This window comes from Pirellulales bacterium (assembly GCA_033762255.1).
Taxonomy (GTDB): Bacteria; Planctomycetota; Planctomycetia; order Pirellulales; family JALHPA01; genus JANRLT01.
Genome location: JANRLT010000008.1, coordinates 15,285 through 33,486 on the forward strand (window position 1 = coordinate 15,285; position 18,202 = coordinate 33,486).

General features: G+C 54.9%; 8 protein-coding genes. 3 read left to right on the forward strand and 5 right to left on the reverse strand.

What is annotated here, in order from left to right:
- Positions 1-46 precede the first annotated feature (46 nt).
- Entirely contained in the window at positions 47-1,450 is a 1,404-nt protein-coding gene (gene hydA / locus SFX18_02415; protein ID MDX1961977.1) for a dihydropyrimidinase, read from the reverse strand.
- A 593-nt stretch (positions 1,451-2,043) separates the two neighbouring features.
- On the opposite strand from hydA, the gene SFX18_02420 reads away from it, so the two are divergent.
- Entirely contained in the window at positions 2,044-9,444 is a 7,401-nt protein-coding gene (locus SFX18_02420; GenBank protein MDX1961978.1) for a lamin tail domain-containing protein, read from the forward strand.
- A gap of 53 nt (positions 9,445-9,497) precedes the next feature.
- Here SFX18_02420 and SFX18_02425 read toward each other — a convergent pair whose 3' ends face one another.
- Positions 9,498-10,958, reverse strand: coding sequence for a nucleoside transporter C-terminal domain-containing protein (locus tag SFX18_02425; protein ID MDX1961979.1), 1,461 nt, complete (start codon positions 10,956-10,958; stop codon positions 9,498-9,500).
- Positions 10,959-11,218: 260 nt separating this feature from the next.
- Between SFX18_02425 and SFX18_02430 the strand changes: the two genes are divergently transcribed.
- Together SFX18_02430 and SFX18_02435 are read left to right on the forward strand one after the other, a co-directional pair.
- Positions 11,219-11,488: a MoaD/ThiS family protein gene (locus SFX18_02430; protein MDX1961980.1), complete on the forward strand. Its 270-nt coding sequence runs from the start codon at positions 11,219-11,221 to the stop codon at positions 11,486-11,488.
- 95 nt (positions 11,489-11,583) lie between these two features.
- Positions 11,584-12,687 (forward strand): hypothetical protein, encoded by a 1,104-nt coding sequence (locus SFX18_02435; GenBank protein ID MDX1961981.1) that lies wholly within the window; start codon positions 11,584-11,586, stop codon positions 12,685-12,687.
- 237 nt (positions 12,688-12,924) lie between these two features.
- Here the strand turns inward: SFX18_02435 and SFX18_02440 are convergent, their stop codons facing one another.
- From SFX18_02440 to SFX18_02450, 3 genes are all read right to left on the reverse strand, one after another.
- Positions 12,925-14,538, reverse strand: coding sequence for a hypothetical protein (locus tag SFX18_02440; protein MDX1961982.1), 1,614 nt, complete (start codon positions 14,536-14,538; stop codon positions 12,925-12,927).
- A gap of 57 nt (positions 14,539-14,595) precedes the next feature.
- On the reverse strand, positions 14,596-16,221 hold the full coding sequence (locus SFX18_02445) for a hypothetical protein (GenBank protein MDX1961983.1): 1,626 nt from the start codon (positions 16,219-16,221) through the stop codon (positions 14,596-14,598).
- A gap of 225 nt (positions 16,222-16,446) precedes the next feature.
- Positions 16,447-18,141, reverse strand: a complete 1,695-nt coding sequence (locus SFX18_02450) for an SUMF1/EgtB/PvdO family nonheme iron enzyme (GenBank protein MDX1961984.1) — start codon at positions 18,139-18,141, stop codon at positions 16,447-16,449.
- Positions 18,142-18,202: the final 61 nt, after the last annotated feature.

Consider the following 18,202-nt stretch of genomic DNA (forward strand, 5'->3'; position numbering starts at 1 on the left):
ACCGCTAGGTGGACAATCGGGGGGGTGGACGGCGTATAAGCCATTATCAACTAAAATGCGTTGGTTGTCGTGCCAGGTATTTTCCCCGGCCAAATTGGCCAACAAACTGGCCATCCCGCACGGCAAGTTCCCCCCGGACCGTCACGGTCACGGGCCGACCAGTCACCGTTAACCCCTCAAAACCATTATAATCTACGGCGGAGGCGTGGCTGGCGGCGGAAATCGTCCATTTTTGATGTGGATCATAAATCACCAAATCCGCATCGCTACCCGGTTGGATAGTCCCTTTTTGCGGGTAAAGTCCAAACAGCCGCGCCGCCTGGGTGCTAGCGCAATCCACAAATCGATGGTAAGAAAGCCTGCCGGTTAATACCCCCGCCGAATGCAACAGCGTCACGCGATCTTGTAGGCTAGGGATCCCGTTGGGGATTTTTGTAAAATCGCTCCGACCTAGCTCTTTTTGCCCCAAAAAATCGAACGGCGCGTGATCGGTCGCCACGGTGCTGATATTGCCATTTGCCAGATTATGCCACAAATATGGCTGATGCCGCCGGTCGCGCAGCGGGGGGGACATGACATATTTAGCCCCTTCAAAGTTGGGCCGCTCGGCAGCGCTTTTGTCTAGCAGCAAATATTGGATCAGCGTTTCTATCCAAACCGAGATTCCCCCCGCGCGGGCCTCAAGCGCTGCCTCCACCGCTCCCCGGCAACTGGTATGCACGATATAGCAATGCGCCCCGGTCAATTCCGCAAAAGCCAGCAAGTGCCGCACACCCAACGTTTCCACTTGTTCCGGGCGCGACGGCTCGTGCCATTCGGGGCCGGTCTTACCCTCGGACAAGAGTTTTTGTTGCAATTGCGCGATCAACTCCGCGTTTTCGCAATGGGCGGTGACGATCACGCCCAACTCATTCGCTAGTCGTAGTGTCTGAAACAGTTCGGCATCATCAATGCCCAGGGCCCCTTTATAAGCCAAAAAAACTTTAAAAGAGGCTGTCCCGCGCTCGACGATCTCTCGTAACTGGCTGGCGGCCAGGGGATCAAATCGGGTAACACCCATGTGAAAGGTGTAGTCGCAGGCGCTTTGCTCGGCGGCGTTTTTTTGCCAGATTTCCCAGCCGGCCAGGGGTTCGGTTTGGCGGTTGGGGCAGATCATTTCGATGAGCGTGGTCGTCCCCCCCAGCAGCGCCGCTCGGGAGGCTGTTTGGTAGTTGTCCTTGGCATACGTGCCCATGAAAGAGAGGTAAATATGCACATGGGGATCAATAAAGCCCGGAAAGACCAGCATCCCGGCGGCATCGATAACGGTGGCGGCGGCGATTTCCTCCGGTTGTAACTGTTCCTGGAGGCGGGGACCGATGCGGGTAATGGTTTCGCCCGCGCACCATATATCAGCCAAAAAATCGTCCGTGGCGGTGATCACCCGGCCATTTTTTACTAGTAATCCCATGACGGCGGTTTTATCAAAGCGTATGTATTGGCAGACTAAAAAAGCACTCTGGGGACAAAATACTGTATTTTCCTGCAATTTCCCAGTTCCGCAGCTAGGGGACGTTCAATGCCCCAACCAGCGACTAAAGATAAAAATTTAACCAAAAGCACATTTTCAGGCTAAAAGCTTGCGGGAATTGTTAGAATATTGTTAGGATATAATGAGCATCACCCTTGCTAATGGAGGGGTCTGGCTTTGTTAGGAAGTGGCAAGAAAACCCTAACATAACCGCGGGCAGACGACATAAATTGTCAAACCCACTTACCCACGGGTAACAGTTGAAGCCTTGTAGGTAGTTGGCCGCCACTTGCATCGCGTATTCATCGGGAGTGAGTACCCGGTGGGGGAGAGCGTAGAACGGGAACAGGGGAGCGAATTGGCATTTCTAAAAGGACTGCGCAACTACTTCGCGCGCAGAGAGTTACATGGCATTACGGAATTGGGTGAACAGGCAATCGGGGAATCATGCTGCGCGTACCCTTCGACGTAAAAAATCACACGGGGCACGGGCGCGGCAATTCGCGATTGAAACTCTCGAAGCCCGCCACGTGATGGCGACGGTTGTGATTAGCGAATTTTTGGCCTCTAGCAGCGGAGGCCTGCTTGATCAAGATGGCGAGTCCAGCGACTGGATCGAATTGTATAATACAACTTCCAGTCCGGTGAATTTGCAAAATTGGTCCTTGACTGATAATGCGGCCAATTTAACAAAATGGCGTTTTCCCAGCACGATCATTCCCGCCAATAGTTTTTTGGTGGTTTTTGCCTCTGACAAAAATCGGGCGGTGGCGGGTCAGCAATTGCACACAAATTTTAAGCTGGGAGCGGACGGCGAGTATTTGGCGTTGGTGGAAGCGAATGGCACCACCAAAGCCAGCGAATTTACGCCCGCTTTCCCCTTACAAAGCACCAATATCAGTTATGGCGGCGCCTTTGGCAGCACCAATTCGACGCTTATCGGACCAAATGCCCCGGCCAAAGTCCTTATCCCGCCCAATAATTCGCTCAATCTGACCTGGACCAACCCCGGGTTTAATGATGCTGGTTGGCTCTCGGGCGCGACCGGCATCGGCTATGAAAATGATCCTGGCTCCGGCACGAGTTACTCGGGACTGATCAGCCTGAATGTCGCCAACCAGATGTACAACACGCGCAGCACGGCTTATATTCGCGTGCCATTTACCGTGGCTAATCCGGCAACGGTCAATCAACTGACCTTGCGGATGAAATACGATGATGGCTTTGTGGCGTATTTGAATGGCAATTCCACGGCGATAGCCTCTCGCCAAGCCCCCGCCACGTTGCAGTATGATTCGGCGGCCACGGCAAACCGAGACGAAAGTTTGGCCCTCCAATATGAAGATATCGTGATCCCCGTCACGCCCGGCATGCTAACGGCGGGGACGAATATGCTGGCCATTCATGGGCTAAATTTTACCAGCTCGAGTTCTGATTTTGTGATTCAACCCGAATTAGTCAGCCAAAGCCTGACTTATAACGGCACAACGCTCAACTACTACACCACGCCCACCCCCGGCGCGGCCAACAGCGGCGGGACGACCCAGGGGAGCGTGGCGGATACATCCTTTAGCGTGGATCGGGGATTTTTTAGTTCTCCCTTTAGTTTGGTTATCTCCTCTCCCACGGTTGACGCCACCATCCGCTACACGGTGGACGGCAGCACGCCGACGGCCACGACAGGGTTGGTGTATACCGCGCCGATCACGATTTCAGGCACAACCACGGTCCGGGCCGCGGCATTTAAGACAGGATTTGTCCCCAGCAATGTCGATACGCAAACATACATCTTTGTGGCGGACGTTGTGAATCAATCACCCACGGGAAGTCCCCCGGCGGGCTGGCCCGCGGATCGGGCTATCAATAACCACAAATTTGATTATGGGATCGATCCCGATATTAAAAATAGCGCGTTGTATGGACCCCAGTTGCAGTCGGCGCTGCAAGCCATTCCGTCGATTTCACTGGTGACGGATTTGCCGAACCTGTTTGATCCGGCGACGGGCATTTATGTGAATCCCGGCAACGAAGGTATCGCCTGGGAGCGCGCCGCTTCCGTGGAATTGCTTAACCCCGACGGAAGCGACGGCTTTCAAGCCAACGCGGGCCTGCGGATACGAGGGGGATTTAGCCGCACGCCGGATAATCCCAAACATGCCTTTCGCCTGTTTTTCCGCTCCGAGTATGGGGATGCCAAGCTCAAGTTTCCCTTGTTTGGCACGGCGGGAGCCGCTGAATTTGATTCCATCGACCTGCGCACCGCGCAAAACTACTCCTGGGCATTTCAAAATGACGGGCGAATGACCTTAACCCGGGATGCTTACTCGCGTCTGGCCATGCGGGATTTAGGCCAGCCCTACACCCGCGGCGAGTACTACCACTTGTACATTAATGGCGTGTATTGGGGATTGTTTCAAACGGAGGAGCGTCCGGAGGCGAATTTTGGAGCGACCTATTTTGGCGGGGATGAGTCGGACTATGACGTGGTGAAGGCCGAAGCCGGGCCTTATTCAACCGTGGCGACGGACGGGGACTTGGTGGCGTGGCAGGATTTATGGACCAAGGTTAATCAAATTGCCGCCGAGCCTAACGCCACCAACCGCTTTAACCTGTATCAGGAAATCCAGGGATTGTTTCCCAATTACACCCCGGATCCCTCCAAGCCGGTCTTATTGGATGTGGATAATCTGATCGACTACATGCTGGTGATTTTTTATGGCGGGAATTTGGATGCCCCCATTTCGGCGTTTTTGGGAAATACAGCGGTTAATAACTGGTTTGGCATCCGCAGCCGCGATCCCGCGGCCCGCCAGGGTTTTCAGTTTTTAGTGCATGATTCCGAACATACCCTGCTCAATGTCAATGAATCCCGCATCGGTCCGTATCCCGCGGGACAAACCTTTGACAAAAGCAATCCGCAGTGGCTGCATCAACAACTGATGGCCGAGCCCGCCTATCGCGAAGCATTTAACCTGCGCGCACAGCAAACTTTGCGCAACAACGGCGTGCTAACCACCGCCGCCAACCAAGCGCGGCATGCCGAATTGGTGAACGATTTGCAACTGGCCATTATCGGCGAATCCGCCCGTTGGGGCGATGTTTGGAAAGGCGCCGGCGAATCACCTTTTACCCAGGCTAATTTCAATTCCGCTGTCAGTGAAATCATCAACAACTTTATACCCGGTCGCACGGGCGTGCTCCTTTCGCAATTGCAAGGCGCGGGCTTGTACAATTCCTCGGCTCCCCTGGCCCCGGTTGCCAGTCTTCCCCAAGGAATCGTGGCGGCGGGGACTTCGTTGTCGTTGTCCAATCCCAGTTTTGGTGGGACGATCTATTACACGCTCAACGGAACCGACCCGCGAAATCCCGACGGCAGCTTGAATCCCGCGGCGCTGGTCTATTCGGGGCCGTTGATCATTAATGACACTATTCAGCTATTTAGCCGGACCCGTAACGGTTCGCTCTGGAGCGGCTATACCGCGCGGACATACGCGACGGATACGTCAGCCCTGCGGATTACCGAAATCCACTACAATCCCCCAGCCCCCTCCCTAGGCAGTCCCTACACCGCGGACGATTTTGAATTTATCGAGCTGCAAAACACCGGGGTGACTCCCATCGATTTGCAGGGGGTAACCATTCGCGGCGATGTAAGCTATGATTTTGCGGCGCAAACCTTGGCCCCCGGGCAATTCGCCGTCCTGGTCAAAAACCCCGCCGCTTTTGCCACTTTATATCCCTCGATTACTCCCTGGGGAACATTCACCGGCGTTTTGACCAATGGCGACGGCACGGTCGATCTCAAGAATGCCCTGGGCAATCAAATTGTCGCCGCCGGTTATCAAGATTCATGGTACACGCATACCGATGGGGGTGGATTTTCGCTGGTAATTAATAGCGTCGCCACCGCCGTGGATTCGGCCGCCAAGCGGATTTACTGGCGTCCCAGCCAACTGGTCAATGGCAATCCAGGCGCGGTGGATGCCGGATTACCACTGGACGCGGTGGTCATTAACGAAGTTTTAACAAACACCACCGCCGCCAGCGGCGATTATATCGAGCTTTACAACACCACCAATGCGGCGATTAACATCGGCGGTTGGTACCTGAGCGACGCCAAAACCAACCTGACAAAGTTTCGCATTCCCGCGGGGACCATTATTCCCGCCAACGATTATTTGTTATATACCCAGCAAACCCATTTTGGAAATTCCGGCAACCCCAACGCGCTGGACACCTTTAGCTTTACACCGGTCAGCGGAGCGGCGTATTTGACCTCCGTGGATGGTTCTGGCAATTTGGCCGGCTATCGAGAGGATAAGGATTTTGCCGGCGCGGCGGCGGAAGTTTCCTTTGGCCGATATGTAAAAACCTCCGGGAATTCCGACTTTGTCCAGCAATCCGCCAAAACCCCGGGCGCGGTTAATAGTGGTCCGATCATCGGCCCGATTGTCATTAATGAATTTTTATCCCGTCCCGCCCCCACCCAGGACGAGTATATCGAGCTGCGCAATATTTCCGCCCAAACGGTTCTGCTGTACGATGCCGCGGCCCCGGCCAATGTGTGGACCATTTCCAATGCGATTAACTTTTCTTTTCCGGTAAATTCCAGCATTCCCGCTGGAGCCTACGCCCTGGTCGTGCCCATCGACCCGGCCACGTTTCGCGCGAAATATTCCATTCCGTTATCAGTCCAAATATTTGGGCCTTATACCGGCGGGCTGAATGGCTCGGGTGAATTGATTCGGCTGAATCGCCCCGGCGCGGCGTTTGGTCCGGATATTCCTCGAATTAGCGTGGACCACGTCGATTATGATGACAACGCGCCTTGGCCGACCGAGCCGGCTAACGGAGCGGGAAAAACTTATTCCCGCGTCACCGCGAACGCCTATGCCAACGATTACGCCAACTGGGGAACCAGCCGCTTGATTTTTGGCAGCCCCGGCGCGGCTAATACTTTTTCCGATTTATCCCCGCCCACAATCCCCGCCAATCTGCAGGCAGTGGTGGGGGGCTTTGGCGTCGGGGTGACGTTGACCTGGAACACCGCGCGCGACTTTGACAGCGGGGTTTCCGGTTATCTGGTCTATCGCAATGGGGTCTTAATAGGAAATACTCCCTATGCGACATACATCGATCAGACGGTATTACCGGGAGTAAATTACTCCTATACGGTGGCGGCATTTAACGCCGATCAATACGCCAGCGCTCCCAGTAGCGCGGTGGTGGTCAAACTGTTGGGAATTACTGGCATCGCCGAAACCACCAGCACGACGCTGGTGGTAACATTTAGCGAGAGCTTGACTAACGCAGCGGCGACCACGGCGGCGAATTATTCCCTTGCGCCATCGATTAATATAACCAGCGCCACGCTGGGCGGGGACCAACGGACGGTGACCTTGACCCTGGCCAGCCCATTGACCACGGGGACAAGCTATCAACTCATGATTTCCAATGTCACCGCCATTAGCGGCAACATCCTGCCATCCGGCACCAGGGTGGGCTTTACCCCCAACCTGAGCGGCGGCGGTCTGCGGGGCGCCTACTATGATGAATTGAATTTCATCAACTTTTTTGCCAACCGCAACGATCCCACCATCAATTTTAGTTGGGGGGGAATCGCGCCGATCGCGGGGATGGGCACGGATAATTTCTCGGTCCGGTGGACAGGCGCGGTGCAACCACGGTTCAGCGGCACCTACACGTTCTATACCCTGTCCGACGACGGTGTGCGGCTAAGCATTGACAATCAATCGTTGGTGGATAATTGGACGTATCATGGCGACACGGAAAATAGCGGCTCCATTTACCTGCAAGCGGGCCAATTATACGAAGTAAAACTGGAGTTTTTTCAAGGGGGCGGGGGAGCCACCATGGCGCTCTCTTGGGCGGGCCCTAACGTTGGTAAACAATTAATTGCCAGCAATCGGATGTTCACGGTCCCGGCGGTTCCCGCCTCCGCCAGCGGCTTGACAGCCATGGCAGCCTCCACGAGTAGCGTTCGGTTGGATTGGATGGACAATTCGAATGGCGAATCCCAATTTCTAATCGAACGCTCGACAAATAATCTGACCTTTGCCCAGATAGGCGTTACCGCCAAAAACACCACCACCTATTTGGATACGACGGTCACGAACGGCGCAACCTACTATTACCGTGTGCGGTCCGCGAATGTCACGGGCAGTTCAGCGCCGTCAAATACCGCGACGCATACCGTAAATTATCTCGCGCCGGTGACCCCGGGCAATTTGTCCGCCACTCCTTCCAGCACGACTAGCATTAGCCTTAACTGGCTGGATCTGTCGACTAATGAGACATTATTCAAACTGCAACGTTCCGTGGACAATATAAATTTTGTCCATTTAGTCAATGTCGCGCCGAATAACACCACTTTTGAAGACACCGGCTTAACCACCGGCACCACCTATTACTATCGGTTGGCCACCGAGAACGCGTCCGGCGTGTCCACTTATACCGCGACGGCATCGGCCACGCCCGACTTGCCTCCCCTGATAACCCCCTCCGGCCTGCAGGCGGTGATCCAATCACCCGCGCAAATTTTTCTCTCCTGGATTGATAACAACACAACCGAAACCGGCTACCTGGTAGAGCGCTCCACCGATGGTGTTAATTTTAACCCGCTGGTTACCCTGCCAGCCAATTCCACCAGTCATCTTGACGGCCAGTTGCAGTCATTTGTTACGTACACCTATCGCGTGCGCGCCGTGCGCAATGCCAGCCAGTCGTCCCCGAGCGGCGCGGCCGGCGGCACGCCGACATTAAGCCAGGTTACCGGAACCGCCGTCGCGGATCTCATCCATATTCGTCGCGCGGGTTCATTGCTGCAGGTATTTGTGAATAGTTCGCTGGCGGGATCACCAACTTATTTCGCCGCTTTGGCCGACGTACCAGTGTTGCAAATTTTTAGTCTTGGCGGCAATGACATTCTCGAATTGGATGGCGGGGGTCAAGCCCTGTCCACGAATTTTATTTTTGACGGCGGCGCCGATGCCAATACCCTGGCCGTGTTGACGGGTAGCGTCTCGTTAAACGGGACCGCCAGCGGGGGAATGCTAAACGTGGCGATCTCCGCCAATGCCACGATGATCACGGATGGATTGCGGGGGACAACGTTGTCTATCTTGTCGGGCGGAAAGCTGCAAGTTCGTCCCCATGGCGGAGCCGCGGGATTAGTGGTGCTAAATAACACGGCTCTCGGCGCCCCCGCGCTCAGCTTGGCCGCGGATGCCATCCTCGATTTAAATGACAATGACCTGGTAGTCTATTACTCGCCCGCCGAAACGCAAACCTTGGCCACTATCACGGCGGCGTTGGATAATTTTTACAGTTTTGGCCTGGAGGCGGGTCAATCCGTGCCAATTCTGGGCAGCACCACGGTGACAAACTCGGGCGGTGGAAGAATCTTGGCCGCGGTGGACAACGTTAATAGCCAATTTGGCGACACGGGAAATCCCTTTTATGATTTAACGCTCGGCAATTCATCCCTGGGGACCGGCTTTAACCAGGTTGTGGTCCGATTTACCTATCCCGGTGATTACAATCTGGATGGCCAAGTCGATGGCAGTGATTATATTGTGGTGGATTCGAATCTAGGCGCGGTCACTCCCGGTTTATCCGCCGGGTGGACCCTGGGTGACGGGGACTTTGACGGTATTGTTTCCGCCGCGGATTACTTGCCTATCGATTCCAATTTTGGTTCTGGCGTGGGAAACCCCTTGGCGGGTTATCACGCCCATATCGAATCATCAACGTTACCCCCTAGCACGGAGGACGAGGCGAATGAGCTGCGAAACGAGCTATTTGCCGCAGAGCATGATTGGCTTTATGATCCACGGATTGCCGCCGCATGGGAGCAGTCGGCTGGATTTACAGGAATCAAAAAGCGGCCGGTCCCCCAACTCTGGGCCATCTAAGGCGTCCTTGCGGCGTGGCTAGTGGGTGATAGCAAAGGTACGTCGATCCCCGCTTAGATAAACAACCCCGCCACCGCCGCGTTGAGCAAGGTCGCCACAAAACCGACGAACAAAGCCCGCATCCCCAGCCGGGCCAGATCGCCGCGGCGTTCAGGGGCCATGGCGCCAATCCCGCCGATTTGGATGCCCACCGAGGCAAAGTTGGCAAACCCGGTCAGGGCAAACGCGGCCAGTTGGTACGAACGCTGTGAAATCTCAATCTCCGGATCGGCCTTCCAGGCTTTCATTTGCAGGTAGGCCACATGCTCGTTCAGGGCCAGCTTGGTCCCCAATAACTGCCCGATGCGCGCCTGGTCGGCTTCTTCGATTCCCATGAGAAACGCCACCGGGCTAAAAACCTGCGCAAAGATCCATTCCAGGGAGAGCGGGGGCACGTCCCAGCCGGTCCACGCCGCAAGCTGCGACCCCAGCCCGCCCAGAACGCCATTGATCATCGCCACAAACGCCACAAACACGATCAACATGGCCGCCACGTTAAGCGCCAGTCGCAACCCTTCGCCCGTACCGCTGGCAATCGCGTCCACGCCGTTGGCATAGGGGGATTTTTCACGCTTTTGCTGGATGGTGCCGCTGGTCTCGGGTGTGCTGACTTCCGGCATATACAGCTTTGCCAAATACATGCTGCAGGGACAGGCCATGATGCAGGTCGTTAACACCGCCACCGGATCGGCCCCGTACTTGATATAAATGGCCATCAACCCCCCGGAAATATGGGCCATGCCGCTGGTCATCAGGGTAAATAGTTCCGACTGGGTCATCCGGGGGACGTACGGTTTGACAATCAACGGCGCCTCGGTCTGGCCCATAAATACATTGGCCGCGACTGAAAGCGTTTCGGCCCCGCTGGTCCCCATAAAATAGACCATCACATGCGCGAGCTGGCGGACCAGCCACTGCAAAATGCCATAATGGTAAAGCAGGGTAAAGAGCGCCGAGACAAACAAGATCGGCGGGAGGGCGTTAAAGGCAAATACAAACGCGTTATCATCCCCCAGGACGGGGGCGATGGCGCCCGGCTTGGCCAAAAAGCCAAACACAAATTGCGCGCCGGCGTTGGAGTACTCAATCAGTTGCTTGATCCCCTCCCCCGCTTGTTGAAATGCCCCATAGACCGAATATTGATAGCCATTGATTTCAAATTTTGCCTGTAGCACCAATAACGCTAGCACCACCTGCAGGACGATTCCCCAGCCTATCGTGCGCCAGTTGACCGCCCGCAAGTTGGCCGACATCGCCGCCACCAGGCCAAAAAAGAATACAATCCCCACCGCGGCTTGCCCTTTTAGCCCGATCGACTGCCGCAGGGCATAGGCCGCCACGCCCAAAATGATAATTCCCGCCAAGATGCCGGCCCGCCAGTGCCAGGGGGTGGAGGGGAAATACTGAGTGGGCGGCAAGGGGATCTCTGCGGCGGCAGCCGACGTGACGGACGCTGCGGGGGGGGATTCTTTCATAAAAGTAGTTGACAAGTCGCCTCTGGCGGGCGCATAAAATGACTTTGGGAAACAGTAGCGTCAACTTTCATCCCGTCTGCCACCAAGAGGGGGATGGCAATTTTTGCCAACCTGCTCACAATAGCCTAATCAATGCGTTCTTCCTAGAATCGAATCGCAAAAATTGCGTGAAAACTTTGCCGCGTAACGGGCATAATTGCCATGTGGCGGTGGGAATTTTTGTGCAACCACGCCATATCAACTTATTCGCCCCTTCTCCCATGCCGCGCGTCACCTTTACCCCGAACCTGCGGCGACATATTGATTGCCCGGAGTTAACATTGCCGGGAGATACCGTCCGCGCGGTGCTGCAAGAGCTGCAGCGTGAAAATCCCCGTTTGGCCCATTATGTGTTGGACGAACAGGGGAATGTGCGCAAGCATATTATGCTGTTTCATAATGGACAGCCATTGCAAGATCGACGTGAACAATCCGACCCCATCGAACCACATGACGAATTGTGCATCATGCAAGCGCTTTCCGGCGGTTGAACGGCTTTTCCCCGGGGGGATAGGCCAAAATAGGCGTTTCCCCGTAAATCTTTGTCATCACCCACGCCTCGCCCCGCTCCTTTTACCCTTTATTTATGCAGCCCATTTATCTTGGCACCCGCAAAGGCTTGTTTCAACTTTTACCGGACGGCGACCGCTGGCGCATCCACAAATTCTGGTTCCCTGGCGAGCATGTGTCGATGCTCGTATCAGACCCGCGGGACGGCGCGCTGTATGCCGCGCTTAATTTGGGGCACTTTGGGGTCAAGCTGCATCGCTCGCGCGACGGGGGTGAATCCTGGCAGGAAGTCGCCGCGCCCGCCTATCCTCCCAAGCCCGAGGGTTATGAGGAACTGGACATGTGGGGCAAGCCTCTTCCCTGGAGCACGCAAATGATCTGGGCGCTCGAGCCTGGTCCGGCGGAAAAACCGGGTGAGTTGTGGTGCGGCACGCTGCCGGGGGGGCTGTTTCATTCCACTGACGCCGGTGATAGCTGGCAAATTGTCGAGTCGTTGTGGTATCTGCCGGAACGCCGCCAATGGATGGGGGGAGGCGCCGATTATCCGGGGATTCACTCGATCTGTTTACATCCCCACCATCCCTCCAGTCTGATCATAGGCGTTTCCAGCGGCGGCGCCTGGCAAACCAACGACGCCGCCCAAACCTGGGCCGTGCGCAGCCAGGGGATGCGGGCCGAATTCTTGCCGCCGGAGCAACAATACAACCCCATCACGCAGGACCCGCACTTGATCGTCCGCTGTCCGGCCGAGCCGCACAAGCTGTGGGCCCAGCACCACAACGGGATTTTTCGCAGCGTGGACGAAGGGGCCAGTTGGACCGAGATCACCAATGCCGTCCCCTCGGTCTTTGGCTTTGCCGTGGCGGTCCACCCGCGGCACGGTGACACGGCGTGGTTTGTGCCGGGTGTCAAGGACGAGCAGCGGATCCCCGTGGGGGGCAAACTGGTCGTCAGCCGCACCCGCGACGGGGGAGAATCGTTTGAAGTGTTGACCAGGGGCCTGCCCCAAGAGCATGCGTATGACATTGTCTATCGCCATGCCCTGGCGATTGACGGGACCGGGCGGAATTTGGTCTTGGGCACGACGACCGGCTCGGTCTATACCACCCGCGACGAAGGAGAAAGCTGGCAATGCGTCAGCGAACACCTGCCGCCGGTGTATTGCGTCAAGTTTGGATAGTGCGGCAAGTAGTTGTTGGCCACATAAACTGCATGATGGCGAAAAAGGTCTTGCCGCAAAAATTGCAAGAAAGCGCAAAGAAGGAGCGAGGAACAATAGAGATACTTCCTCAATTCTTCTTGTGGGTCATAGGCCTAGCCTATCCCAGCCGTGCATATTTCAATTGCGGCAATCGCAGCGTCCCCTCTAGGAAGGGTAAAACTATGCATGCGAAGGGCTGAAAGCCGGATTTACACCCTACTTCCAACTCGTCGGCACTTCCACCCATGTAGGGGGAGGGGGTTCAACTATTTTTCCATTGGCGTCCACGTTTTCTGGGAATTGTATTCTGCTAAAGCCCGACAATTTAAGGGAATTCTTGCGACGATCTTCGACCCGCACGATCTCATCTTTAGTCGCATAAGGAATGGTCATCGCCACTAGGATTGTCCCGCTAGGTTGGACTTTCACTTGCTTTAAGGGACTAGGCTGGGGTTTTTTACCGCCCATTGCGATTTCATAAGCAGCGGACTTTTGCACGTATATGGGGTATCCTTCAAAAAACCTGACCTTACCCGACTGCTCATCGTAACTCGCTACTTGCTCATAAATATTGTTATCACCATAGGGCTTAATTTGTTGGCGTTGGGGATAGCCTTCATTAAAAAACACCAATGTGATCGTGCCCACGCGTTCCGTTTCGCCTAACTTTCCGGCCACGGAATCCTCATAACGTTTGATGACAAAAGGCTCCACTTGTTCTGTTCCAGACGGTCCAGAATACCAACCACTGAACGTACCAGTCACTCCTTTTTCCAATGCCCAGACTTGACAATACTCATCCGGCAATTCGCGTCGCTTTCCCAGGATATTGATCCCATCCACAAAAATCGCCACCATCACCCGTTTTGGCGAATCGTTGCGGATACGAATTTTCAAACCTTCGCCAGGATTGATGGGCAAATAAATAGAGGTGGAATCAAGCGGATTTCCTTTTGCGATAATTGATACTGGCGATTCATTGCTACTGCTTTCATCGCGAATATTTGTAGCCATTTCAATGGATTGGGGCATAACGCCGACCATCAGTTTTTGAATTTGCCGGTCAACTTCAAATTGAACTTTGTAGGGGCAGTTTGGATTTAAGATCGCAAAATCCTGGACAGGACTAGCTTTATCGGCATATAGGCCGTATAGCACCAGTGGATCGCTGGGCTTGAGCGCTGTACTTGATGGACCTTTGAAGTGTTTTCCAAATCCAATCGGTCGCAACACATTCTTATCCCAGCGAAAAAATTCCTGGCTCCGGCCTTGGTAGACTTCCGCCGCTAAGGAATATGGATCCTCGCGAGAAACTTGGGAAAGCACGCTTTTATTCTTTATCGAAATAGTCTTCCAAATAATATCACGGGTTTGAAATCCCGATCCTGGCTCAAGCGGACGATCCCGGAATGTGCCAATGACGATTGCTTCCAAGCCCCCCTCAACATGTTTGGCAAGCGCCGTGATTTCCTGGGAAGTCCCAGTGAGGGATTTAATGTCAATCCGTGCCGATTTTAACGCCACCGCAAGATCTGCCAAATCCACCACTTCAAAATCACCCTGGCTTTGGTTTAGAAGCGATTCTTGCATGTTTTGGCAATAGAGTTCTCCCAGTTGGCTGGATTTTGCCGTAATTGTGTTTGTCTCTTGCCAAGGGTTGATTTCCTGCTCCAAAACAATTGGCAAGACGCCAATCCGCGTTAACCCTCTTTCACGCAAGCTTGCCGCAATCTTACCCGCGGATTCCTCTAGCGGCTTTTCTTGGCCATAAGCAACCTGGATGAATACAAAGATAACTACCAAGCTAAAAATACGAACACAAACAAACATGACTGAACCTCTTGTTTGAAAGATTGAATTTGGCACCGATTGATAAAATCACCCACCCTACTTCCAACTCGTCGGCACTTCCACCCATTCGGTTGACGGCGGAGGAGGAGGCGGGGTTGCCTTTCCATCGGCACCCACCTCCGCCGGAGGAAGGGGAGTTCCAAACCCCGCAAACTGATTCAAATTCTTGCGGCGTTCCTCCACTTGCACAATCTCCTCCTTCGTGGCGTAGTTGATCGTCATCGCCGCCAGGATCGTGCCGCTGGCCTGTACTTTTTGTAACCGGCCCAATGGGCTGGCGACGGGTTTCTTTCCGCCAATGCCCAGTCCCGGATCGCCTGGCTGTGCGCTGGTGGTAATATCCCGCGGTTCGGGAACCTCCCCTTCATAGACATGAATTTGCTTGCTTCGGGGATCAAAATAGCTTTCAACCATGTATTGGCGCTCATACGGCGCTATTTGCCGACGCTGGGGCAACCCTTCGTTAAAGAAGACCACCGTGATCGTCCCCACCCGGTCCGTCACGCCCAGCTTGGCCGCGATGGAATTTTCAAATCGTGTCACGACAAAGTTTTCACGCTGCTCTTTGCCCGCTTCGCCCGTATACCAGCCGCGAAAGCGCCCTTCCTTGCCAGCGTCCAGCGTCCAGATTTTGCACGATTCGTCGGGAATTTCCTTGTTCTTGCCCAAAATGTTCACGCCATCTACTAGGACTGCCACCAGGACGCGCCGAGGGCTGGTGTTTTTCACATGGATATAAAATTCTTCCCCGGGATTCAACCGCACATACACGTTGTCCGATCGCAAGCTTTGCCCCAACGGCAACGCGGCTCTTTGGGCTTCGGTTAGTTGCCCTTCCCAGACCCCCACTTTTCCGGTCATGCGCTGTGGCTCGGGAGAGAGGGGCACGTACAACCCCCGCGGCTGGTCGTCGACCACAATTTCAACCTTATAGGGACAACGGGGATTAAAAATCGGATGCGGCTGCGAGTTGTTTTTATCCTCCCGCATCAGGCCGTACAGATCCAAGGGATCGCTGGGCTTGAGGCCAATATCCTTTATCGGAGGCATCGCGTATCCAAAGCCAATCGGCCGCAAGACGTTCCCTTCCCAGCGAAAAAACTCGCGACTTAGGCCTTGATACACTTCATCCGCGATGGTGTAGGGCTTTTCCACCACATCCTGGGCGACCACGCTATTGTCGGCCGTTTTATACAACTTCCAAATGATATCCCGCGCCTGGTAAAAATTGCGGAAATCATTGGGGTCCATCGGTCGGTAGCGTATGGTTCCCACGACGAGGCCATCCAGCCCGCCATCAATCCGCTTTACCAATGGTTGAAATTCCCGCGCGCTTCCTTTGAGTTGGCTGACATCCAATTTCGAATCCGCTAGCCCCGCGGCCATGTCCAAGGTATCCACCACCTGATAATTGCCGCCGCTCGTGTCGAGTAGCAGCCCCTGTAACTGTTCGGTATACAGTTCGCTATGGGGCGTGCGAACAAACTTGGCCGATGTTACGCCAGAAGAATCAGATTCCTGCTGCAGCAAGCAAGGGAACACGCCCACGCGCTGCAAGTTGGCTTTGAGAATTCCAGCGTTGATTTTGCGTGCTCCGTCGGCGATTTCGGGTTCGGCGGCATGGGTAAGAGCCGGCCAGATGATAACTAAAGCCAAACTCATGGACAAAAATCTTGTTGACATGCCGACCCCTTTCGAGACTATGATAGCAAGAGTTCAACAGGCACAATGAACAATTCATTCGCGCGCAAGGACTCTGAGTTAAATTCTCGTTATGTTGATTCGCTATTCGTTTCCTTCCCACACGACCCTTTATTACCGGCGGAATTACATCCACCGCTCGCTTGACCCCTATCCCCTGACCCCTGTTCTCTCGCCCCTTAGACTCTATTCCGCCACTTGATTTTCCATATTCCCCCGCGCCGGCACCGGGCCTAGGCAGACCCGCAGGCCATGAATGTTGTACCGCTTGTCCACCGGGGCCGAGGCCACCCGCCCCGCATCACAAAACTCCGCGCTGTCCGTAAACGCCCCGCCCCGGTGAATCCGCTGGTTCGGCTGATTGGGAGCTTCGTCCAGACACCATTCCGTCACGTTACCCAGCATGTCATAAATCCCCAGCGAACTCCCCCGTAATCGCGCGACCGGCTGGGCGTGATAGTCCGCGTTATCGGCAAACCAGGCGATTGGCTCGAGTTGCCGCTCGGTTAACTCCACTCCTCCCCGCTCCAGGCTAATCATCGCCGCGTGGTCCCATTCCACGGCCAGGGGCAGGCGATAGGCGTACCCCGCGGGAATTTTCCCTTCCGCTTGCTCAAGCTCCGTCAGCTTCTTGCAAAACGCATCCGCCTCTTCCCAGGTCACATTTTCCACCGGCAACAATTCCGCGGGATCATCCAGGCCCAATTTTGCCAGTCTGGCGGCCCCTTCGCCACTCGTGGCCCAGTAGCTCGGGTTTTTGCCAGTCACTTTTTTATACTGAGCCTGGGTGACTTCGGTTTTTCCCAGATAGTATGGCTGGGAAACCCCTTTCCCCGGAGGAATTAGCACCAGCTCCAAGCCCTGCGTGGTTTTCTCTGTGCGTTGACGTCCTAAATAGCGTGCCCAAGCAGCCTGGGCCTGTTGGACTTTGGTAGGGTTGTAAGGAGCGTCGAGGTTCGCGGGGCGGGGTGCGCTTTTGCCCAGAACCCAGGGGGTGATTGTGCCGTAGGCGATCGGAATCTGATCCTTGCCATCTTTTTTCCAGACGTAATCCTTGGTCTCGCGGGCGACGTAATGTGTTAGCTCTGACAGAGTTAGTTGATTTTCAGGATAAAACGCCGCGTCGGCTTCTCCCCGCAAATACTTCAGCACATGGGCGGTAAAAACACCATGCTGGAGTTCGGGGTATTCGCGGCTGGATTCGGCCTGAGAACAGCTAAACAGAGCGAGCATTCCGCGAGGGACCGTGCGAACGGCGCGGCCCACCGGCTCTAGCTCGACTTCCTTTCCGCGGCGCTTGGCCTGGGGCTGGGGATCATTGCGGCAAGCATCAACGATCAGCAGCTTACGACCGGCGGCGCTGGCTTCCAGCACCTTATGCACTAACGAAAGGGATAATAGCGTGTCGCGCTCTTGCAGGCGGGCTTCCTCGGGGCAGAAATAAAGTTCCTGAATGTCGGAGTCTTGGTCATTATCCGGGGCGGGCTGTTTTTTATCGGCGGCAAATTGAACGCCGTGCCCCATGAATGCCAGTAACAGGGTGTCCTCCGCCGTCAGGCCCGCGGCGCGATTCTTTAGCACGTCGATGATTTTTTCGGCGGTGTTGGGTTTGAGTTGGGGGAGTTTGGCGTTTTCGGTCATAACAGTTACGTCAAACTGCAAGCGGGTCAGTTCCGCGGCCAGGGCTTCGGCATCGTCCACGGCATAGCTAAGCTGGTTAAGCTCGTCGGGGTCGTACTTTTCCACGCCAATGATCACGGCGTATTTTTTGCCCAGTTCCTGGGCGGGAAGGGATTCAGTAATTACCCAGCCGTGCGAGAGAAAAACCACCAGTAAAGAGGCGATTTTCCAGGACAATAATTTTTGGGGCAGTATTCGCATGGAATGAAGCGGAATTATTAAACGGATCACTGCCAACGGTAGTTCGCAGTATAAAGTCTGT